This window comes from Fundidesulfovibrio putealis DSM 16056, from assembly GCF_000429325.1.
Taxonomy (GTDB): Bacteria; Desulfobacterota; Desulfovibrionia; order Desulfovibrionales; family Desulfovibrionaceae; genus Fundidesulfovibrio; species Fundidesulfovibrio putealis.
This window is the reverse complement of sequence record NZ_AUBQ01000013.1, coordinates 228949-250577: the sequence shown is the minus strand read 5'-3', so window position 1 is coordinate 250577 and position 21629 is coordinate 228949. Positions and strand designations below refer to the sequence as shown.

18 protein-coding genes are annotated in these 21629 nt (G+C 64.1%); 9 read left to right on the top strand and 9 right to left on the bottom strand.

Features of this window, described 5'->3' with window-relative positions:
- Window positions 1-12: 12 nt before the first annotated feature.
- The 3 genes from G453_RS26305 to G453_RS26300 all read right to left on the bottom strand — a co-directional run bounded on the left by G453_RS26305 (window position 13) and on the right by G453_RS26300 (window position 4590).
- Entirely contained in the window at window positions 13-897 is an 885-nt protein-coding gene (locus tag G453_RS26305; protein ID WP_027191150.1) for an NAD-dependent epimerase/dehydratase family protein, read from the bottom strand.
- The gene (locus G453_RS0111225; protein WP_027191149.1) at window positions 894-1601 is read right to left on the bottom strand and encodes a glycosyltransferase family 2 protein; all 708 of its coding nucleotides are present in this window, start codon (window positions 1599-1601) and stop codon (window positions 894-896) included. The genes G453_RS26305 and G453_RS0111225 overlap by 4 nt, the downstream gene beginning before the upstream one ends.
- A 256-nt stretch (window positions 1602-1857) precedes the next feature.
- Window positions 1858-4590: a PAS domain S-box protein gene (locus G453_RS26300; RefSeq protein WP_156920885.1), complete on the bottom strand. Its 2733-nt coding sequence runs from the start codon at window positions 4588-4590 to the stop codon at window positions 1858-1860.
- Between the two features lie 162 nt (window positions 4591-4752).
- Here G453_RS26300 and G453_RS0111215 point away from each other — a divergent pair, with 162 nt between their 5' ends.
- The 6 genes from G453_RS0111215 to G453_RS0111190 all read left to right on the top strand — a co-directional run bounded on the left by G453_RS0111215 (window position 4753) and on the right by G453_RS0111190 (window position 10749).
- Entirely contained in the window at window positions 4753-5502 is a 750-nt protein-coding gene (locus G453_RS0111215; protein WP_027191148.1) for a (Fe-S)-binding protein, read from the top strand.
- Complete coding sequence (locus tag G453_RS0111210; protein ID WP_027191147.1) at window positions 5492-6919, top strand: LutB/LldF family L-lactate oxidation iron-sulfur protein; 1428 nt, start codon at window positions 5492-5494, stop codon at window positions 6917-6919. The genes G453_RS0111215 and G453_RS0111210 overlap by 11 nt, the downstream gene beginning before the upstream one ends.
- Window positions 6912-7571, top strand: coding sequence for a LutC/YkgG family protein (locus tag G453_RS0111205; RefSeq protein WP_027191146.1), 660 nt, complete (start codon window positions 6912-6914; stop codon window positions 7569-7571). Before G453_RS0111210 ends, G453_RS0111205 begins: the two co-directional genes overlap by 8 nt.
- Before the next feature lie 142 nt (window positions 7572-7713).
- Entirely contained in the window at window positions 7714-8961 is a 1248-nt protein-coding gene (locus G453_RS0111200) for a GGDEF domain-containing response regulator (RefSeq protein WP_027191145.1), read from the top strand.
- Window positions 8962-8983: 22 nt separating this feature from the next.
- Entirely contained in the window at window positions 8984-9829 is an 846-nt protein-coding gene (locus G453_RS0111195) for a sulfite exporter TauE/SafE family protein (RefSeq protein ID WP_027191144.1), read from the top strand.
- 92 nt (window positions 9830-9921) lie between these two features.
- Window positions 9922-10749: an ATP-binding protein gene (locus tag G453_RS0111190; RefSeq protein ID WP_027191143.1), complete on the top strand. Its 828-nt coding sequence runs from the start codon at window positions 9922-9924 to the stop codon at window positions 10747-10749.
- Window positions 10750-11243: 494 nt separating this feature from the next.
- Here the strand turns inward: G453_RS0111190 and G453_RS0111185 are convergent, their stop codons facing one another.
- On the bottom strand, window positions 11244-12347 hold the full coding sequence (locus G453_RS0111185) for an NADH:flavin oxidoreductase/NADH oxidase (protein WP_051272326.1): 1104 nt from the start codon (window positions 12345-12347) through the stop codon (window positions 11244-11246).
- A gap of 227 nt (window positions 12348-12574) precedes the next feature.
- On the opposite strand from G453_RS0111185, the gene G453_RS0111180 reads away from it, so the two are divergent.
- Window positions 12575-12934, top strand: a complete 360-nt coding sequence (locus tag G453_RS0111180) for a VOC family protein (RefSeq protein WP_027191141.1) — start codon at window positions 12575-12577, stop codon at window positions 12932-12934.
- Between the two features lie 79 nt (window positions 12935-13013).
- Here the strand turns inward: G453_RS0111180 and G453_RS0111175 are convergent, their stop codons facing one another.
- The 5 genes from G453_RS0111175 to G453_RS23545 all read right to left on the bottom strand — a co-directional run bounded on the left by G453_RS0111175 (window position 13014) and on the right by G453_RS23545 (window position 18595).
- Window positions 13014-13766 (bottom strand): hypothetical protein, encoded by a 753-nt coding sequence (locus G453_RS0111175; protein ID WP_027191140.1) that lies wholly within the window; start codon window positions 13764-13766, stop codon window positions 13014-13016.
- Between the two features lie 3 nt (window positions 13767-13769).
- Window positions 13770-15023, bottom strand: a complete 1254-nt coding sequence (locus G453_RS0111170; protein ID WP_027191139.1) for a sulfite exporter TauE/SafE family protein — start codon at window positions 15021-15023, stop codon at window positions 13770-13772.
- 115 nt (window positions 15024-15138) lie between these two features.
- Window positions 15139-15513 carry a response regulator gene (locus tag G453_RS23555; protein ID WP_027191138.1) on the bottom strand — a complete coding sequence of 125 codons (375 nt, stop codon included), beginning with the start codon at window positions 15511-15513 and terminating at the stop codon, window positions 15139-15141.
- Window positions 15514-15640: 127 nt separating this feature from the next.
- Window positions 15641-17707 carry a methyl-accepting chemotaxis protein gene (locus G453_RS23550; protein WP_051272325.1) on the bottom strand — a complete coding sequence of 689 codons (2067 nt, stop codon included), beginning with the start codon at window positions 17705-17707 and terminating at the stop codon, window positions 15641-15643.
- Between the two features lie 279 nt (window positions 17708-17986).
- Window positions 17987-18595, bottom strand: coding sequence for a GyrI-like domain-containing protein (locus tag G453_RS23545; RefSeq protein WP_169725317.1), 609 nt, complete (start codon window positions 18593-18595; stop codon window positions 17987-17989).
- A gap of 257 nt (window positions 18596-18852) precedes the next feature.
- Between G453_RS23545 and G453_RS0111150 the strand changes: the two genes are divergently transcribed.
- Together G453_RS0111150 and G453_RS23540 are read left to right on the top strand one after the other, a co-directional pair.
- Window positions 18853-19335: a multiheme c-type cytochrome gene (locus G453_RS0111150; protein WP_407635553.1), complete on the top strand. Its 483-nt coding sequence runs from the start codon at window positions 18853-18855 to the stop codon at window positions 19333-19335.
- A 9-nt stretch (window positions 19336-19344) separates the two neighbouring features.
- Window positions 19345-21390 carry a methyl-accepting chemotaxis protein gene (locus tag G453_RS23540; RefSeq protein ID WP_051272324.1) on the top strand — a complete coding sequence of 682 codons (2046 nt, stop codon included), beginning with the start codon at window positions 19345-19347 and terminating at the stop codon, window positions 21388-21390.
- Window positions 21391-21629 lie beyond the last annotated feature (239 nt).

Genomic DNA, 21629 nt, shown 5'->3' with positions numbered 1-21629 from the left:
CCGCCAGACCTGTCAAATCAACCCTTCGTCGAGGCAATGCTGCAACGTGCGAGGATTGAATTTCAAGTCTCTTTGAGCGGACCGGATATCCGAGCATTTACGGCAGCACAACCTCGGAATCTGGTCGCATACCAATGGGGGGCGCTTGAATCCGAGCATGCGAAAAGCAAGTGCCGCCAAACGAAGCAAGGCAAGTGGCGTGGGGACGAAGATTGGCCTGCGACCGTGGTGGCGCGCGATGTCTCCTGCAATTTCCCGGTACGTCGATTCCTGTGGGCCTGCCAACGTGTATATCTGGCCAATCCCGTTTCCAGTGGTCAGTGCGTTTGTGAACGCGTCGACCACGTCGTCCACGTGGACAGGCGCAAGCAGATGGTTTCCGCTGCCTGGCAGGGGGATTACGACAGATTTCTTTGCCAAGGCAGCCAATGACGTCATAGCCTCTTTCCCCGATGCGCCGAATATCTCTGCCGGGCGTAGGATTGTCCAGCGCAGGTCGCTATGTTGCACGAGTTCTTCGGCTTGAGCCTTGGAGTCCCCATATGCGCCGCATGCGATACCGAGCGCCCTTGTGCTTACGTGCAGAAATCTGCCGGTAAAACCTTGAGATGTGGCCTCATCTACCAGGCGTCTGGTTCCTTCCACGTTGATACGATGATAGGCGCGCGAATCGTTGGAGTGCGTGAGGGCTGCGAGGTGGCATATGGCGTCAGACTCACATATCGCGTGCGCGTATGATTCGGGCTGGAGAATGTCCCCATGCAGATATGTCAATCCGGGACGGTTCGAGGTGAGCGTTGTGCGGGTCAATGCCACGACCCGGAAGCCCATGCCGAGAAAGCGATTTGTCAGGCACGCCCCGATTCCACCCGTTCCTCCGGTAATGAAAATATTCATTTTTTAGAGAAGAATTCCTTCAGCCGCGCAAAAAGAAGGTTGCGAAGGAATTCGAAGATTGCGCTCGGGCACACAAATGATTTCCGGTCAGGGCTTCGGTGGAACACGGTAGGGATTTGCGCTATCTTGACGCCAAGGCGTCTGGCCAGGATCACTATTTCCGCATCAAGGAACCAGTCGTCGGAAGTTAGGACTATTCGGTCGTAAAACGTTCGTCTCAAGGCCTTCGGCTTCGAATTGACATCCATGACGCCGGTGCCTGGGAATAATATGTTGAATATTGAGTTGTAAAGCTTGCTGTTGATGCGACGCAACAGTCCGTCATGTCGCACGCACCTGTAAGTCATCGCAAGGTCGCAGTTCTGGTCCTGGATGAGTTTGTATACGCTTAATACATCTTCCGCCGGCATCTGGCTGTCTCCGTCTATGAAGATAAGTATATCTCCCGAGGCGGCCTCGAGGCCTTTGCGTGCATCCCACCCCATCATTCCGTGTTTTTCAAACGTAATAGCCTTGATCCGATGGTCTGTTGCAGCTATTTCGCGTACGATTTCAGGGGTTCTGTCGGCAGATCCTGCGTGATAGTTGCCAACAAGGATTATTTCCCAGTCGTCAGTCACGGCGCTGATGGAGTCCTGAACTCGTTGTACGTAGGGATAGACTCCCATCTCGGCTTTATAGCATAGTATTACAATGGAAACCATGGCGCCTACTTGGGATTGGAGCGGTGTGGAGCAAGCATTTTGTAAGAATAGTATTCTCTTTACTCGTGAATGCGACCGCTTGTCAACTCTCGCTCCGTGTCACAAGTTCGCAACAAAGCGTGGTTGGCATGCCGATGTCAGTGGCAATCGAACGTATCGCGTAGATGCTATGAGGATTTATACGCAGATCAGTTGCGAATGTTGTATAAATGAGCTCGCATTTTTCAGGCGGATGCCACACGAACCCCCAGCGCCCTCAGGTCGTCCCCCCGCCCGAGTCTTGCAACGGCAACCGGATGACGAAGCGCGTGCCCTGGCCCGGAGAAGACTCCGCCTCCAGCGAGCCGTCGTGGTTGTTGGAGATGATGTAGTAGGACACCGACAGCCCGAGCCCCGTGCCGTCGCCTGGCTTTTTGGTGGTGAAGAAGGGCTCGAAGATGCGTTTGCGTGTGGTTTCGTTCATGCCAGGCCCGTTGTCCTCTATGTCAATGCGGGCCATGTCCCCGTCGCGTCGCGTGCGCAGGGCGATACGCGCGGGCGCAGCGCCCGGTTCACGTTTTGCCATGGCCTGGGCGGCGTTGCGCAGAATGTTCATGACCACCTGTTCTATCTGGGTGGGCGTGCAGGGCACGGGGGGCAGGCTGGTGTCGTAGTCGCGTTCCAGCGCGATGTGGCGGAAATCGTAATTTTTCTGCAGGTCGTAGTCGCTGGCGCACAGTTCGAGTGCCGCGTCCAGGAGCACGTTCAGGTCGAAGGGCATCTTCTCCCCGTCGCCCCGGCGACTGAAATCGAGCATGTTGGCCACGATGCGCGCCGCCCTGGCCGCAGATTCCCGTATGCCGGCCAGCATGTCCAGCACGCCGCGCCGCTCAAGGTACTTGCTCATGGCGTCGAAGTCGCACCCGACGGCCTCAGCCTGGACCCGGTTGGCGTGGAGGTCGTCCTTGAGGCGCAGGCTCATCACCTGGGCGCTTTGCAGGATGCCGCTCAGGGGGTTGTTGATCTCGTGGGCCATTCCTGCGGCCAACCCGCCCACGCTCATCATTTTCTCGTTCTGGACCATGGCCTCCTGCATGTGCCTGCGCTCGGAGATGTCGCGCACGAAGGCCCACAGCCCGACGGGATTGCCGAGCGAGTCGCGCAGCAGGTAGGTGCGCAGCTCCACGGGGATGATGCTCCCGTCCTTGCGGATGTATTCCTTCTCGTAGAAGTCGGAGTAGCCCCGCTTCATGACCAGATCATCGATGATCCGCGCCTCCTGCGCATGCCATTTGGAGGGAGTCAACTGCTGGTAGGTCAGCAGGCGCAGTTCCTCGTCGGAGTATCCGAGCATGTCCCGGTAGGCGGGGTTGAACTCGGTGATGGCCCCCTCCTGGGTTGTGTTGACGTAGCCTTCCAGCATTCCGCCCAAGACCCTGCGAAACTTGGCCTCGCTTTCGCGCAGGGCCGCTTCGGCCTGCTTGCGCTCGGTAAGGTCGGTCAGCACCGTGACCAGCCCGCTGGTGTTGCCGTCGGCGTCCAGGTACGGGGCCTTGTTGAACAGGAAGGTGCGTTCGCCGGAACGTGTTAAGAGCGGCAGTTCGCAGGCCTTTGCGATCCCTGTCGCCAAGATCCCCATGTCGATGGAATGGGCTGTCCGTGCTATCTCGGGCTTGGCCAGGTCGAAGACGGTGCGCCCGACAATTTCATTCCTGGTCAGGCCCAGCAAGGTCTCGAAGGCCTTGTTGCATCCCTTGTAGACGCCGTGGGCATCCTTCAGGAACAGCGGGTTTGGCATGGCTTCCAACAAGGAGTTGACCATGTTGAACTGCCCCTGAAGGCGGCGCTCCGCGTTGCTGCGTCGCATGATATTTACCGCCAGCACCACAAGGCAGATCAGCAGCAGGAAGGTGAACCCAAGATAGCTCCACACCAGGATTCTATTATTCTCGTAAAAGCTGGACGGGTGGTTGATCTCGCGGCTGCCGGGGGGAAGCTGCGACGCATCCACGTTGAAACGGATAAGCGCGTTGTGGTCGAAGATGAACCGGTTGGGGCTGTCGGTCATCACCGGGATGGCGGCGGGGTCCTTTCCGGCCAGGATGTCCTGGGCAATCTTGCCTGCGGCCTGTCCCTGCGCTGTGGAGGAGACCACCTTGCCGCCCAGGGGGCCGTGCCCCATCCAGAAATCCCATCCGGCCAGCACGGGCACGGGGCTTGCGGCGCTTATGCGCGCGGCGGCTTCGGGCAGGGGGAGAAGGCCGTGGTGGTCGCCCGGGCGCACCATGGGCAACACCAGCCACTCCGGGCCGAGCTGCGCCACGCGGGCCTCGATGTCCTCGATTCGGGTGCTGATGAAGTATTGGACCTCGGGGGGAGAAGGCAATCGCGCCAAGGCCTTTTCCAGAAGCGCCCGGTTGGAGCGGAACGTGACGTTGTCCTCGCCGAGCACCAGGAGCTTTGTGGCCAAGGGATACAGGCGCATGCCCGTTTCCAGGGTCTCGGCAAAAGACGGGGCCTCGACCACGCCCGTGACGAGCGCCTGTCCTGCCGTCATCTCGGGCTGGTAATTGTTGACGCCGCAGAACACGAGGGGAACCCCTGGAGCCAGATCCTCCCGGTGCGCCAGGAAGAAGTCCAGGGCGGGGTTGTCCGCCACGATCACCACGTCCACGGGCATGGCCGCGAGTTTGGTCTTGAGCATGGCCAGGAACAGGGGGTCGAACCGGTCGCGTAGTCCGGCGAGCCCCAGGCGGGCCGCATCCAGGTGTTCCGTGACCAGCTCGACGGGGTTGTCGCTTTGGTTCAGGGCATCGAAAACGCCGCTCTGGATGCCTTCGCTCCACTCCAGGTCCTGATGGTAGGAGTGCAACAGCAGGACCCGGTGATCGGCCCAGGCAGGGGGGGACGCTGTTGCGAATGCCTGCACCGTACATATCAGCACAAAAGCCAGGGCGTACCTGGCGAAATTACACCGGCGGAGCACGCCGAGCGTCTTTTGAGCGTTCATGTCGGGGGGCCTCAGGGCGCGTATGGCCACAGCAAAAACGCGCCTGAATATCGTCTACTCGTAAGTGAAGCAACGGGCAAGTGGCTGGCCCGGCTTTGTTGCCTGCGGCCAGCGCTTGGGCTACATTTGCCGCCTGAAGTGAACCTGAAAAGCGAGCCAATCATGAATCATCCGGCACTTTCCGGACCCGTGCGCTTCTTCGGCACCTGTCTGGCTGACGCCGTCTTCCCGGACGCCGGGATGGCGGCCATGCGTATCCTCGATCACCTGGGGTGCTCCGTGGTCTATCCGCTGGAGCAGGGCTGCTGCGGCCAGCCCGCCTACAACTCCGGCTTCCCCGAACAGGCCAGGACCGTGGCCATGCAGCAGGTGCGGGCCTTTCGCGGGGAGGGGCCAATTGTCGTCCCGTCCGGCTCCTGCGCGGGCATGCTCAAGTTCCACTATCCGCGCCTCTTCGCGGACCACCCGCAGTACTTCGAGGTTGCCGCCTTTTCCGAGCGCGTTGTGGAGTACTTCGATTTCCTGGTGAACGTCCTGGACGCCCGCTTCGAGGACAAGGGGCCGCCGGTGCGCGTCACCTGGCACTCCTCCTGCCACGCCCTGCGCGAGACCGGCTCCACCCAGGCGGCCAAGGCCCTGCTGGGCAAACTCTGCAACGTCGAACTGGTGGAGCTCTCCCGCGAGTTCGAATGCTGCGGCTTCGGAGGCACCTTCTCGGTGAAGCGCCCGGAAGTCTCGGCGGCCATGGCGCGCGACAAGGTGGAGGACATCCGGGCCACCGGCGCGCAGGTGGTGCTCACCGCCGACTGCGGCTGCCTCATGAACATCACCGGTACAGCCCGGAAGCTGGGCTACGACATCACAGGCATGCACCTGGCCGAATTCATCTGGGGGCGCATCAATGAAAAGTGATTCCTTCGACTTCACCGCCGCCCTGCAGAAAGCCCTGGCCGATCCCCAGATCGGGGGCAACTTCCGGGGCGCGCTGGACGGGCTGCGCGGCAAACGCCTGGCCCTGTTCAATGATGCAGAAGAGCTCGCCAGCCTGCGGGCCACGGGCAAGGCTCTGAAGGCGCGTGTGCTCTCCAGGCTGCCGGAGCTGCTCACCCAGCTTGAGGCCAACTGCGAAAAAAACGGCATCCGGGTGCACTGGGCCGAGACCACCGAACAGGCCAACCGCATCGTGCTCTCCATCCTGCGCGAATGCGGGGCGGACATGGTGGTCAAGGGCAAGTCCATGGTCTCGGAGGAGATGGGGCTCAACAGGTTTCTGGAGCAGAACGGGGTGGAGCCCGTGGAGACCGACCTGGGCGAGTTCATCATCCAGCTGGCCGTTGAGCCGCCCTCGCACATCACGGCCCCGGCCCTGCACAAGAACAAGCTCCAGGTGGCAGAGATATTCCACCGCTGTGTGCCCGGCGCGCCCTACACCGAGAACGTGGAGGAGCTGAACGCCATCGCCCGGACCACCCTGCGCGAGAAGTTCCGCACTGCCAAGGCCGGGCTCTCCGGCGTGAACTTCGCCATCGCCGAGACCGGCACCCTGGTGCTGGTGGAGAACGAGGGCAACGGCCGCATGTGCACCCACGTGCCGCCGGTGCACATCGCGCTGATGGGCCTGGAGAAGGTGGTTGAGAAGCTTGACGACCTGCCGCCGCTCATGCGCCTGCTCACGGGCTCGGCCACGGGGCAGCTTCTGTCCACCTACGTCAACGCGATCACCTCTCCCCGCGCCGAGGGCGAGTTGGACGGGCCGCGCGAAGTGCATCTGGTGATCCTGGACAACGGGCGCTCCACCATGTTCGCGGACCCGGAGCTCTCCGGAGCGCTGCGCTGCCTGCGCTGCGGCGCCTGCCTGAACAACTGCCCGGTGTACGTGCGCGTGGGCGGCCACGCCTACGGCTCGGTGTATCCCGGCCCCATCGGCGCGGTGATCACCCCGCAGCTGGAGGGCATCGACAACAAGGGCGATCTGGCCGGGGCGTCCAGCCTGTGCGGAGCCTGCGAGGAGGTCTGCCCGGTGAAGATCCCCTTGGCCGGGCACCTGCGGCGCATCCGGGCCGAAGGCCAGGCCGCGCCCGGCGAGGGCTGCGTGCGTGGAGCCGGGGCCAAGCGCTCGCTGGTTGAGCGTCTGGCCTGGACGGCCTGGGCCTACACCGAGACGCACCCGCGCCTGCGCGAGTATCTGCTGCGGGCCGCCGCCCTCATGGGCGACAAGCTCCCAGAGGTCGGCCCCCTGAAGACTTGGACCGCCGCGCGCACCGCCCCCAGGGTCGCGCCCAAAAGCCTGCGCCAGCGCGTGCGCGAGGAGGGCATCCGCCATGAGTAGCACACCCGCCCGCGAGGCGATTCTTACGCGGCTGGCGGCCGCCTGCCGCACCCCCGCGCCCGTGCCCGCTCCCGCCGACATCTGGGACGCGCCGGAGTTGGACGCGCCTAAACGCCTGGAGCTCCTGGCCAAGCGCCTGCAAGCCGTGCGCACCGAGGTGCACGTCACGCCCGAGAAGCAGTGGAAGGCCAAGCTGGCCGAGCTTCTGGCCGCGCGCAAGCCCGCCACCCTGGCCCACGGCACTGGAGCCTGGTTCGCGAAGGACCTGCCGGGAATCTGCAAGAAGCCCGGCATGCCCGCGCTCACGCCCTATTACGAGGACGTGGACCAGTTCAAGGACGCCCTGTTCGGCGTGGAGGCCTCCATCACCACGGCCAGGGCGGGCATCGCCGAGACCGGGGCGCTGCTCCTGACACCGGACGCAGGCGAGCCGCGCCTGCTGTCCCTGGTGCCGCCGGTGCACTTCGTGGTGCTGCGCGCCCGCGACATCGCCGCGAGCTTCGCCGGGGCCATCCGCGACCTCAAGCTGGCCGAGGCCATGCCCGCCAACCTTGTGCTGATCTCCGGGCCGTCCAAGACCGCCGACATCGAACTGACCCTGACCTTCGGGGTGCACGGCCCCAAGGAACTGATCGCGCTGATCCTGACCTAGACCGCAATAAGGGCACTGTCCGCATCACGGGGCAGTGTCCTTTTTTTGCGCGCAATGGTATGCTTCGCAACACATCCCACCCGCCATGAGTAAGCAGGCGCAATTGGGCGAGTTCGCAACCGTCATCCAAGGAATCCACGCAATGAGTTCCATACTGGTCGTTGACGACAGTAAGACGTTCGGGGCGCTACTCAAGCGAATGGTCGAGCGCGAAACCGGCTGTGACTGCGTCTGGGCCAAATCCTACGCGCAATGCCAAAGTGTCCTGGAAGCCGCTGCGGAGCCGTTTGCGGCTGCGCTTCTGGACCTGAATCTCCCCGACGCCCCCAATGGCGAGGTGGTCGATCTGGCCTTGTCCCGCGAGGTGCCGTCCGTGGTCTTCACCGGCGAGCTGTCCAGGGAGTTGCGCGAGCACATCTGGTCCAAGCGGATCGTGGACTACGTGCTCAAGGAAGGCATGCACAACCTCGACTACGTATCGCGCCTGCTGAAGCGACTGCTGCGAAACCGGGGCCTCAGGGCTCTGGTGGTGGACGATTCCAGGGCCATGCGCGCCCAGGTCGTGAGTCTGCTGCGGGCGCACGCCTACCAGGTGTACGAGGCCGGAGACGGTCCCCATGCGCTGGGCATTCTGGATGCCGACCCATCCATCCGGCTGATCTTCACCGACTGCACCATGCCCGGCATGGACGGCGTGGCTTTGACCAAGGCAATCCGCAAGATGGAGACGATGCAGCGCACGGTGGTCATAGGTGTGTCCTCCCTGGACGAGTCCTCCACCACGGTGGGCTTTCTCAAGGCCGGAGCCAACGACTTCATCACCAAGCCCTTCCAGACCGAGGAGTTCTACTGCCGCATCGGACAGAACATCGACATGATGAACATGATCGAGGACATCACCAACATGGCCAACCTCGATTTCCTCACGGGCCTTGGCAACCGCAAGTACCTGTTCGAGACAGGCCGAAAGCTTTTCGCCAGCCAGGAGCGCGGCGGCCTGCATCTGACCGCCGCCATCATGGACCTCGACCACTTCAAGAGGGTCAACGACACCTACGGCCACGAAGCCGGTGACGCGGTGCTCAAGCACTTTTCGACCCTTCTCGCCGGGCGTTTCCGGGAAAGCGACGTGGTGGCGCGCATGGGCGGCGAGGAGTTCTGCGTCGTCACCGTGAACATGAACGCGGAAAATGCCCTGGATGTGTTTGATACTTTCCGGAGGGACGTGGCGAACCGGCCCGCTGTCTACGACGGGCGGGAGATCCCCTGTTCGGTGAGCATCGGGGTATACACCAAAGCCGCCGGAAGCTTCGAGGAGCTCATCAAGGCCGGGGACGACCTGCTCTACCAAGCCAAGGAGCAGGGTCGAAACCGCGTCGTTGTGGGCTGACGAGCACCTCGGGAGGCCGCACGTGCACACACCGGTCGAATATCTCGGGCTCATGGCCCTTGGGCTCGGCGCGGGCGTCTTCGGCACGCTCATCGGCGCGGGCGGGGGCTTCGTGCTCATGCCGCTGCTCATCATGCTCTACCCGAACGACTCCGCCGCCACCCTGACCGCCATCTCCCTGGCCGTGGTGTTCTTCAACGCCCTGTCAGGCTCCGAGGCCTACGCCCTGGCCAGACGCATCGACTACCGCTCCGCGCTGCTCTTCTCTGCGGCCACCCTGCCCGGAGCCGTGCTCGGGGCGTTGAATACCCAGGCCGTGCCACGGCAGACCTTCGATTTCGTGTTCGGCGGGGCCGTCCTGGCCCTGGCCGTGTTCCTGGCCTTCAGGAAGGCCGGGCCAAACTCCCCGAACTCCCCAGACGGTCGACCCCCGGCGGGCGGCGTCACCCGCTGCCTCACCGACGCCCACGGGCAGACCTTCACCTACACCTTCAACCCGGCGCTCGGAGTCGGCCTGTCGCTTGTGGTTGGCTACGTGTCCAGCTTTCTGGGCATCGGCGGCGGCATCATCCATGTGCCGCTGCTGGTGTATCTGCTGCATTTTCCGGTGCACGTGGCCACGGCCACCTCGCACCTCATCCTGGCGTTCATGGCCTTCACCGGCACGCTCACCCACGTGTTGTCCGGCAGCTTCGCCACCGGGGCGCACCGCACAGCCGCGCTGGCCATTGGCGTGGTGGCCGGGGCGCAGATCGGGGCCAGGCTGTCCGAGCGCGTCGGGGGCATGGCCATCGTGCGGCTGCTGGCGGTGGGCCTGGCCGTGCTCGGGGTGCGCATTGTGCTGCTGGCGCTTGGCTGGTGGAATTAATTTTCAGTTTTTTTTCTTCATGTGACGCACGTCACAGGCCGCCGCGCGAGGCGGGCATATTGTCTGCTCACCAACGAGCGGAGGACACAAGAATGAAAGCGACACGCAAGATCGTAGAGATAGACGAAGAACTGTGCAACGGCTGCGGCGAATGCCTGCCCAACTGCGCCGAGGGCGCCATCAGCATCATCGACGGCAAGGCCAAGCTGAAGGCCGACAAGCTTTGCGACGGGCTTGGCGCGTGCCTGGGCCACTGCCCCATGGGCGCGCTCAAGATCATCGAGCGCGTGGCTGACGAGTTCGACGAGGAAGCCGTGCACCACGAACTGGAAGCCATGAAGGCCCCCCAGCCCAAGAAGGCCCACGGCGGCTGCCCCGGTTCCGCGGCCATGACCTTGGAGCGCCCCGCCGCTACGGCTCCCCAGGCCCCCCAGACTTTGGGTTGCGGCTGCCCCGGCTCCAACATGATGACCCTGAACCGCGCCCCGGCTGCCCCTCAGGCTGCCCCCGCTTCGGCCACCCAGGCCCAGGCCTCGAACCTCGGCCACTGGCCCGTGAAGCTGCGCCTCGTCCCGGCGGAAGCCCCCTTCCTGCGCGGCGCGGAAGTGGTCATCGCGGCGGATTGCGCCCCCGTGGCCCTGCCCGATTTCAACCAGCGTCTGGCCGGGAAGGTGGTCATGATCGCCTGCCCGAAGTTCGACGACCCCCAGCCGTACCTGCAAAAGCTGGTGCAGATGTTCACCCACTCCGGCATCAAGAAGGTTCAGATCCTGCGCATGGAAGTGCCCTGCTGCACGGGCCTTTCCGCCCTGGTGCACCAGGCGGCGGAGCTGGCCGGGACCAACATCCCCGTGGAGGACCTGGTGGTCACCCGCATGGGGAAGGCCGTTCCCGCCGATCAGCTGGGCATGATGCGCTAAGCGGCGAGCGCTACACAAATGTGCAGAGGCAGGCAGGGACGGTGCGACCGTTCCTGCCTGCCTCTTTTACGTTGGCTCGTTGCCGGGCTCCGCCCGGACCCGCCAGGGCTCTGCCCTGGACCCGCAAGGGGAGAGGCCTCCCCTTGACCCGGCTTTCCGCTTCGCGTCGTGTGCGGCAATTCGGGCCGGGGCTGGTGGCTGTCCCGCTCGTGTCCTGGCGGGCGGGCTCGAACCGATTTGGAGACGATTCGTCGCCCGCCCGCCAGAACCCGACCGTGACAGCCACCAGCCCCGACCTTCATCGACGACAGCGATTTCAAGCATCAATGAGCCCAGAAGCGCGGCTTTGCGCGCTTCTGGGCTCTAGATTGACAGGAATCTGAACTGTTGCGGGGCGTTACGCGAAGCGGATGCAGGGTCCAGGGGGATGATCCCCCTGGCGGGAGAGTCCAGAGAGGGCGGAGCCCTCTCTGGCCGCCGGAGGCATCAGCCTCTTATCTTCTCTTCACCGCGTAGCCGTACTGCGTGGGCCAGCCCTGTTCGCCGCCCAGCGCCGCCTGGGCTTTCAGCGCCCAGTACGGTTCGCGCAGCATCTCTCGTCCCAAAAGAATCAGGTCGGCCAGCCCGGCTTGCAGGATGTCCTCGGCCTGCTGCGGCTCGGTGATGAGGCCAACGGCGCTGGTCATGATGTCGGCCTGCTTGCGGATGTCGCCCGCGAAGGGCGCCTGGAAGCCGGGGGCCACGGGTATTTTCGCGTGAGGCACCAGCCCTCCGGTGCTCACGTCGATGAGGTCCACCCCGACCTTTTTCAGTTCGCGGGAGAGGGCCACGGACTGGGGCAGGTCCCAGCCTCCCTCCACCCAATCCGTGGCCGAGAGGCGAACGAACAGCGGCATGTCCTTGGGGATGGCGGCGCGGATGGCGGCGGCTGTCTCCAGGGGCAGGCGCATGCGGTTCTCCAGGGAGCCGCCGTAGGCGTCGGTGCGCTGGTTGCTGATGGGTGAGAGGAACTGGTGCATCAGGTAGCCGTGGGCCGCGTGCAGTTCGATCACCTGGAACCCGGCTTTGACGGCCCGGATCGCGGCGTCCACGAAGGCCTGTTTCACGGCCTCGATGCCTGCGGCGTCCAGGGGGGCGGGTGCGGGCTCGTTGTCGGCGAAGGGGATGGGGCAGGGCGCGACTGTTATCCAGCCGCCCTCGTCCGGCGTTGCGAGCTTGGCTCCCCCCTGCCAGGGCGGCTGGCAGCTGGCTTTGCGTCCGGCGTGGGCCAGCTGGATGGCTGCCACTGCGCCCATGCGCTTGATAAACGCGGCCACGGGAGCCAGGGCCTTGGTGTGGGCGTCACTCCACAGGCCCATGTCGCCGGGGGCGATGCGCCCCTGGGGCGTGACGGCGGTGGCTTCCACGAAGACCACCCCGGCTCCGCCCACGGCGCGGCTCCCCAGGTGGACCAGATGCCAGTCGTCTGCCAGCCCGTCCTTGGCGCAGTACTGGCACATAGGGGAAACGCCGATCCGGTTCCGGAAGATGATGCCGCGAATGGCGAAAGGGTCGAGCAGCTTAGGCCCGGACCCAGGTTCGATTCTCTCAGGGGCCATATGAAATCCTCGCGATGTTGGCGGTTGTCAACGGCTCCCGGGTGGGAGCCAGCTGCTTCATAGCACGCCCTCACGTGCAAGGCATCAGGAAACAGCTCCGCGTTGACCCCGGGCGTGGATTTGATTTACGCCAAAAGCTGGACTCCTTGCGCAGCCGCCAGAGTGCGGCGCGCCGGGACCTGTATGGAAAGAATCAAGCCGCGCCAGGCGCGCAAGGAGTGAAGGTTATGGCAAATCCGTTCGTGCATGTGGAACTGGCCACCGACGACCTCGGCAAGGCCAAGGAGTTCTACCAGGGACTATTCGATTGGAAGTACGTGGACATGCCCCAGTTCAACTATACCGGGATCGAGGTTGGGGAAGGAACCGGCGGGGGCATGATGAAGAATCCCGTGCCGGGCGTTCCCTCGCACTGGCTGCCGTATGTGCTGGTGGAGGACGTGCGGGCGTCCACCGAAAAGGCGCGTTCTTTGGGAGCGACCATCGTGAAGGACGTCACGGAGGTTCCGGGGTATGGCTGGTTCAGCGTGCTCATCGACCCCACCGGGGCCGCTTTGGGCATGTGGCAGGCGGCGCAAGGCATGTAGCGGTCATGCTCCCGGCGCAACGCGAGAGGCCGCCCGAAGGCGGCCTCTCTAGTTGGGGGGGGTTATAGGGTTTTGAAGACTATGCTTTCTTCTTGGACTTCTTCATGGACAGGCCGATGCCGTCGAACATGAAGAAGATCGCGTAGCCATACCACATGGTGTAGATCACGTAGAAGATCAGCAGGAAGCTCAGCAGGAAGATGTTCTTGGTAACCGACTCGCCTTCGATGCCGTAGAAGTTGTAGCCGGGTTCCAGAGCCTTCTTCATCACGGCGTCCAGGGCCTTGGCCTCGGCCACCTTGCCTTCCTTCTGCAAGGGCTTGATCAGGGCCGAGAAACCGGTCCACAGGTCCTTGAGGAGCTTGTGGTTGGCCTTGTTCTCGGGGGTTTCAGCGGCAGGGCCGACAACCATGAACACGTCCTTGGCCTTGGTGGCAGCGAAGCTCAGCATGGAGCCCAGGTCGCCCTTCACGTTGAGGACGTTGTCCTTCACGTCCACGGTGGCGCCAGCTGCGGTCAGGGCCTTGGCCACGTCCGCGGCCTTCTTGTTGGCGATGGCGGTCGCCTTGGCCGGGTCGGCCTCGTCCTTCGGGTCGGGCTTGGCGATAGTGGCGGTGACGGCCAGCTGCTTGCCCTTTTGCTTCTCGATGCCGGTCTTGACCTCCTCGAAGTAGTCCGAGGAGTTCTTGGAGAGCCTGTTGAAGAAGTCATCGGAGAATTCCAGGCCGGTCTTGCCGCCGAACAGGGGCGACATGATCAGCATGAAGACAACCAGGAAACTCACCATGAGCAGCACACCCTTCGTGAAGGTGCCCTTATTGACTATCATCATCGCTTATTCCTCCCCACGCAGCATGCCGATGTTGGCGAAGAACTTCCCGAACACCCACACGCCGAAAAGACCCACGCTGACCCAGAATACGATGTTGCCCACATACTCGATGTTGTTGTTCAACTCGGGCGACCAGCCCAGGTAGCCAAGCTCGGTGAGCTTCTTGGGCAGGGTGGCCGCGCGGTTGATGAAGCCGGAGATGATGGACAGGGCGTAGAAACCACGGATGTGCACGCCCTTGACCACCTTGGTGACCAGCGCGCCGACCTGGATGCCCAGCAGCGAGCCGATGAGCATGCCCATGGCCAGGGTGTAGAACACGAAGCCGTACACCGCGTACTGGGTGATGCCCGCGAAACCGGCGGTGAAGATGATCTGGAGGATGTCCGTGCCCACGGTGGTCATGGAGGAGACGCCGAAGACGTACACGAACATGGGGAAGGTGATGAAGCCGCCGCCCACGCCCATGATGGAGGCCAGCGCGCCGACCACGAAGCCGCCAGCGGCCAGCACCCACATGGAGATCTGGCGTCCGCCGGGGACGAAGTCCTCGTCGAAGGTGATCATGGGGGGGATCTTCAGGGCCTGGACCTTCTTGGCCAGGGGAGGCACGCCGCCGCCGGCGGGGCCGCCGTGGGAGTCGCCGCCGTCATCGCCCTTGCGCGACTTCAGGAAGTCGTACGCGCCGTAGAAGCCCAGGAAGCCGAGCAGCACGGCGTAGATGGAGGAGATGAACAGTTCCGACATGAGGGGGTCGGAGTCGTAGAGGGCCTTGTTCAGGTAGCCGCCCGCCACAGCGCCGAAGCCCGAGCCGAGCAGGAAGCCCATGGCCAGCTTCACGCTCACGTTGCCCAGCTTCTTGTGGACGGCGGTGCCCATGATGGCCTTGGCGAAGATGTGGAACAGGTCCGTGCCGACGGCCAGGATGCCCTTGACGCCTGCGGCCATGAGCGCCGGGGTGATGATGAAGCCGCCGCCCGCGCCGATGCAGCCGGTGATCAGGCCCGCAGCCAGGCCCACGCCGATGGAGGCCAGGAAGATGGTGGTGTTGTAGTAGGAGGGCATGTACGCGGTCTTGCCGCCGATCACGTCCGCCGCCTCGACCAGACTGAAGCCCAGGATGGGCAGTGCCAGCACCAGAAGCATCAAGAGTTTTTTGCGGTTCTTGATGATGCTCATGGAGACTTCGTAGTCCCACTTGGCATGGGCTCTCGCCCCTTCCATCATGAATTCATAGACTTCCCTGAAAAATCGCATTCCACTCCACCTCCGTTTCCGTCGTGCGTTTGTCCCTTCGGATTCTCGCATCGAAGCGCAAGCCCTGCGCCTCACCCCTGCCACGTCGTCCGGCCCCACGTTCATGAAAGTCCGGTCATCGTCTGAAAAGCATGCCGCGCACCGCCCGGACCAGCTGCTCCGGATCGTCCCCCTTGTGGACGAAAAACACCTCCGGTTCCTTCAGGCAGGGTGCGGCGTCTTCCTCTTCGTATGCGTATACGGCCACAGGCAGCTTCGGGCGTGTCGTCCTCACCAGTTGGATCACCGAGAGCGCGTCCATATCGGGCAGCTCGGTGTCCACAACCAGCAGGTCGGCCCGGACAGCGGCCAGGCTGGCGGCGAGGCGTCCCAGCCCGCAGCCCTTCACCTCGAACCCTTCGCGGATGAGTTCCCTGGACAGAAGCTCCCGGATGTGCCGGTTGCGGTCGGCCAGGATGACCGTAAAGGATTGTGACGCCGCTGTTGCCATTCCCCTTATTCGCAAACATCGTGCCGGAATGGATAATGTGTAACATGCTGGAATTGTGAATAAAAAAGGCGGCGCGCAAGGGGGCGCGCCGCCTGGGGTGTCCATTTTTTTTACACCCGGTAAAGGATCATGCCCCCAGGGCCTTGGCGCTGGAGGTGCAGGCTTGCTCCTCCAGGCCGCCGATGACGCTGGAGAGTTCGCGCACGTGTCCGGCCATGCCCTGCACGGTCTGGGAGAAGTCGTCCATGCCCTTGGTGAGGTCCTGGGAGAAGCTGCTGATGCCGGACACGGAGCGGGCGATCTCCTCGCTGGCGGTGGATTGCTGCCCGGCGGCCTGGGCGATGCCCCGCACCTGCCCGGTGGTGCGGTCCACCAGCTCCACGATGGAGCGCAGGGCCTCGCCGGACTGTACGGCCAGCTCCGAGGCCACGCCCACGGCCTGGGCGGCCCGGTTCACGTGCTCCACGTTGCGGGCGGTGCCCTCCTGGATGGTGGCGATGGCCTGGCCCACCTCCTGGGTGGAGTGCATGGTCTTCTCGGCGAGTTTTCGCACCTCGTCGGCCACCACGGCGAAGCCGCGCCCGGCTTCCCCGGCACGCGCGGCCTCGATGGCCGCGTTCAGGGCCAGCAGGTTGGTCTGGTCCGCGATGTCGGAGATCACGGTCATCACCTGGCCGATGGCGTGGGCCTGCTCCCCCAGCTGGCTCATGCCCTGTTCCAGCACCTTGGCCAGCTCATCCACCTGGGTGATGGCCCGTCGGGCGTCCTCCACCACGGCCTGCCCGCGCTGGGCTTCGGTCCGGGTCTGGTCTGCGGCCTCGGAGGCTTCGTGGGCGTTGCGGGCCACTTCCAGCACGCTTGAGTTCATCTCGTCCATGGCGGCGGCGGTTTCCGCCGTGGTGGATTCCTGGCCGGTGACGCCCTCGCGCAGGGAGTCTATCTCGCCCAGCAGATCCTTGGAGGCGTCCCCGATTCCCTGCACCACGCCGCGCAGCACGTCCACGGCCTGCAGTATTCCCTCGCACTTGGCCCGCTCGGCCTGGTTCTGGGCCTCTTCGGCCCTGGCCAGGGCGTCCTTGGCCTCCCCGACCGCCTTGTCGGCCAGCGCGTGCTCCTGGCGGGCCTTGCCCAGGCTGTCCTTGAGGGCGTCCACCATGGCCCGCATGTCGTCGGCCATGCGGCCCAGTTCGTCCTGGGAACGCACGGAGAGGTCCGCGTCCAGGGTCCCTCCCGCCACTTCCCGCGCATACGCGCCGCAGGCGAACAGCGGCCGCAGAATCAGGAAGCGCAGGCAGGCCATGATGACGGCCATGAAGGCCAGGGTCAGCCCCCCCGCGATGAGCATGTTCTGGCCGTTCAGGCGCTCCACCATGGCTTGGAGTTCCTGGTGCGGGGCCATCACCACGAAGCGCCAGCCGGTCAGTGCGTCGGCCAGCACCGTGGCCATGCCCGCCTTGCCGTCCTGCGTGAAGGAAATCTGCTCGACGCCCTGGACCTTCATGGCCCGGCGCATCCATTCGGGGGGATTGTCCTCGTTCTTCATGCGTTTGGCCGGGTCGGGGTGGGCCACCACCATGCCGTCGCGGTCCAGGATGAAGGCGAACCCGGTGTCGCCGATCTTGGTCTTGGAGACTTCGTTGGTGAGGTATTCCAGGTCGATGCCTGCGTTCAGCACGCCCACGAGCTTTTTGGCCTTGTCGCGTATGGGCACGGCCAGCACCACCACGGCCTTGCCTACGGTGCGGCTCATCAGGGGCTTGGAGACCACCTTGTCCTTCGCGTCCTTCGAGACAGCCAGGAAATAGTCCCGGTCCGCCACGTTGACCGTGCCCTTCAGGATTTCCGAGGAGACGACGGCGTCGCCTTTCAGGTCGAACACGTTCAGGTAGAGCATGCCCTGTGTGCTTTTGGCCAGGAAGGCCAGCTGGGGCTGCAAGGTGGAGGGCACGTCCACGGAGGCCGCGATCACGACGCTCTCCAGCCCGGCGATGCCTGAAAGCAGCGTGAGCCTGTCCTCCATGCCGCCCACCACGTCGCGGCTCAGGGCCTGTCCCAGGAGCCGCATGTCCTGTCCCATGAGAGTCTCCATGCTGGTGCTGGCCTGCCGGGCGTTCACGATCACCAGGCAGACCATGCCCAGCACGATGGCGGAAAGGGCGGGAACGAGGAATTTCAACTGGAGGGATCGATTCATACAGGCTCCTTGTTACTGCGATGCGCCAGAAGAGGAGCCCGGTCATGAGGTGGCGCGATGCAGAGCCAACCAGCATGAGCGTAACGGCTGAAAGGGACAGGCTCCGATAGGTATGAATACTTACTGTCCCGAAAGACTGGAGAAGTAAAGCGCGGAGTGTGGCCACGTGCGTCCAGGTTGCACCCGTGTGCGCCCGGATACGTGCACGTTTACGCATGCACGCCCGTGTGCGCCCACGGTTCACTGGTTCGCGCTCCCGGAGTGTGTCCGGGCCGGACGCTAAATGACCGGCAGCCTGATGATGGTCTTCAGCTCCTCGGGCGGGGTGGTGGCCGGATCAGTGAGGTATATCTCGTGGTGGCGGCCCACCACGGTCAGGCCCTGCTGCTCCATGAAGGCGTGCATGACGGCCAGGGTTGCGGCTTCCTGGTCGTAGGGGCCGGTGTGGAGCATCTGCACGCAGCGTCCCTCCTCGAAACCGGCCAGGCCGACGCGGGAGACGATCCGGGGCCGCCCCTCGGCCAGCAGTTTTTCCACGATGCGGTCCAGATCGTTCTCGCCGATGATGTCCGGCGTGCGCAGGCACAGGGTCCAGTTCCAGGCGGAGCGGGGCGCGGTGTCGAAGTCGGTGTAGCCAGGGTCCAGGTGCCACATGGCTTCGAGCGAGGCGAGCTCGTAGACGCGCCCGGCCTGGGCGTTGTCCTGGCGCAGGGCTTCGGCCACGGCGTACAGGGCCGCCAGGCAGTCCTTGAACTCGGAGTCGTCGGGGTGGCCTTGGCCGTCTATGGCCAGAAACCAGCCCGAGTCGATATCCACCACGGCGGGCGTGTCGGTGGCGGCGTATTCGTCCTCGGGCAGCGCGAAAATGTCGGCGTGTTCGGTGGTCATGGATTCCTCCTGGCGGACGGCGGCGGACGCGGATGGGCAGGATTCATACCCGGCCCGGGCGCGCATGAAAAGCCCGAATCGTTCGCCGCCAGGGAGTCACGCGCACCCCTGCGGAGTTTCTGCCAGTAGCCCTACTTTGCTGGGAGGTGTTTTGTACTCCTAGGTTTTTTTTCGTCAAAACCTGCAAAGTGTTGACAGTCCTGTTACAGGGGCGCAATAGTCGCCCGGGGCATTCATACGTCTGTTGGGAGGGTGTCGTGGGGCTGTACACACTGTTGTTGTCGTTCGTCGTTCCGTTGTTTCTCGCTTCCTCACTGCTTGTCATTCAGCCAGAGTCCTGCCGGGCAGCCGACGAGCCATCGTATGTAGGCTCCAAGGCATGTTCCCAATGCCACGAAAAGCAGTACGAGAACTTCTCCAAGTATTCCAAGAAAGCTCACGCCTGGGACTCCATCGCCATAATGAAGCCCAAGCTGAAGGAGCAGGAGCTCAAGCAGTGCTACGAGTGCCACACCACGGGCTATGGCAGGAAGGGCGGCTTCGTGAGCAAGGAAGCCACGCCGCACCTGGCCGACGTTGGCTGCGAGAGCTGCCACGGCCCAGGCGGGGAGCACGCCGCCTCCGGCGATCCCAAGCAGATAAGACGCCGCCCTGCGGTCGAGACCTGCACCGCCTGCCATAATCCGCAGCGCGTGGAAGACTTCAACTTCAAGCCGCTGCTCTTCTCGGGCGCCCACTAGGAGATGGACATGAACATCTCCAAGTCCATCAACGCCAAGCTTACCCTGACCATCGCCGCAATCTCCCTGGCGGTCATCGCCGCCATCATGATCATCGAGGGCTACGGCGTTCGCTCCATGATGTCCCAGCAGATCATGCGCTCCGCCGAGGCCGAGGCCGACCTCGCCTACATGGGGCTCGAGAAACCCATGATCGTGGGCGACAACAAGGGAACAATCGCCGAGTTCGCGGCCATCCGGGAGAAGTTCAAGGGGCTCTCCGCCTCCATGACCTCCTACACCGGCAACGTGACCTACAGCACGGACCCCTCCCTGGTGCGCAAGGACTTCGCCGCCGCAGCGGGCAGCGAGGAGTTGGCCAGGCTGCACCAGCGCGGCCTGAAGGAGAACATCCGGCAGTCCATCTTCATCGACCAGGGCGGCAAGCACCTGCTGGCGCGGGTTATCTCCGTGCCCAACCAGCGCAAATGCCATCACTGCCACGGCTCCTCGGAGCCCATCCTCGGCCAGATGGTGCTTATCCAGGACGTGAGCGCCGAGTGGAGCGCCATGCGTTCGCAGCTCATCACCTCCGCCTCGGTGGGACTTGGCGGGCTGGTGCTGCTGGTGGGCGTGTCGGTGTGGGCCATCGGGACGGTGCTCATCAGGCGCGTCAAGCTGCTGGTGTCCGCCACGGAGCAGGTGGCCGCAGGCAACCTGAAGGTGTCCTTCGACGTGCACGGCCAGGACGAGCTGACCGTACTGGCCGGGGACCTGGAACACATGGTGGCCCAGCTCAAGGACAAGCTGGGTTTTTCCGAGGGCGTGCTGAGCGGCATCCCCGTGCCCTGCGGCATCGTGGGGCCGGACTTCACCATGCTCTGGGTCAACCAGCTCATGTGCGACCTGCTGGAAAAACGCGAGGCGCCGCAAGCCTTCATCGGCATGCGCTCCGGCATGTTCTTCCGCAACGATCCCAACAGCGAAGGCCTCTCCGACCGGGCCATCAAGCAGCGCACCCCCCTGTCCGGAGAGACCGAACTGCCCCTGCCCTCGGGCAAGACGCTCCAGATCGCCGTCACCACCACGCCGTTCTTCGACATGGACGGCAACCTGCTGGGCTCCATAACCTTCTGGCGCGACGTGACCGAGCGCCGCGAGCAGCAGCGGCGCATCGAGAACCAGAACGCGGTCATCTCCAAGGCCGCCGAGCAGGCCGAGGGCGTGGCCCATCACTTGGCCGGGACAGCCAAGCACCTGCTTTCGCGCATCGACGAAACCGAGCGGGGCACCGACAACCAGCGCCACCGCATCCAGGAGACGGCCACCGCCGTGGAGGAGATGAACGCCTCGGTGCTGGAGGTGGCACGCAACGCCTCCGAGGCCGCGCGCTTCGCGGAGAACGCCCGCGAAAAGGCCGAGCATGGCCGCAAGGTGACCGAGGATTCCATCGAGGCCATCATGAACGTGCGCGAGCAGACCCGGCGCATGAGCCAGAGCCTGCACGAGCTGGGCGAGAAGGCCCAGGGCGTGGGCCGGATCATGAACCTCATCACCGACATCGCGGACCAGACCAACCTGCTGGCGCTGAACGCGGCCATCGAGGCCGCGCGTGCGGGCGATGCCGGACGCGGCTTCGCCGTGGTGGCCGACGAGGTGCGGAAACTCGCCGAGAAGACCATGGACGCCACCCGGGAGGTCCATGAGGCCGTCAGCGGCATCCAGCTTGGCGCGAAGCAGAACGTGGACCTCATGGAGGCCGCAGGCAAGGACGTGGAACTCGGCGCGGACCTGGTCAAGAATGCCGGAGACGCCCTGCAGGAGATCCTGGGGGCCTCGGTGGCCACGGCGGACATGGTCCGCTCCATCGCCACCGCCGCCGAGCAGCAGTCCGCCGCCTCGGAGGAGATCACCCACACCGTGGACGACGTGAACGCCATCGCGGTCCAGGCTGCGCAGGCCATGAAGGAGCTCGCGGAGACCTCACGCGAGGTGACGCAGGTTGCCTCCGAGCTGCGCGAGGTCATCGGCGCAATGAGCCAGGGAGCGGGCGAGCCAGCGAAACGGCTTGGTTAGTATGGCGTCCACAACGTATCTGACTTGCGGCTGCTGCCCCTGAGATACGCATTCATGCTTTTCAGGGGCGCGGCACGAGGTTCCGCCGGGGCGGGCCAAGCGGACTGGAAGCAGCATTCTTCATTCCATGCGAAAGGGAGGGCATGCCCCTCCCTTTTTTTATGGCCGAGAATGGCGGAGTATGGCAGTCTTTCCGCATAGGCATGAAGTGAAGCACTGGATGTCCGTGAATACACGAA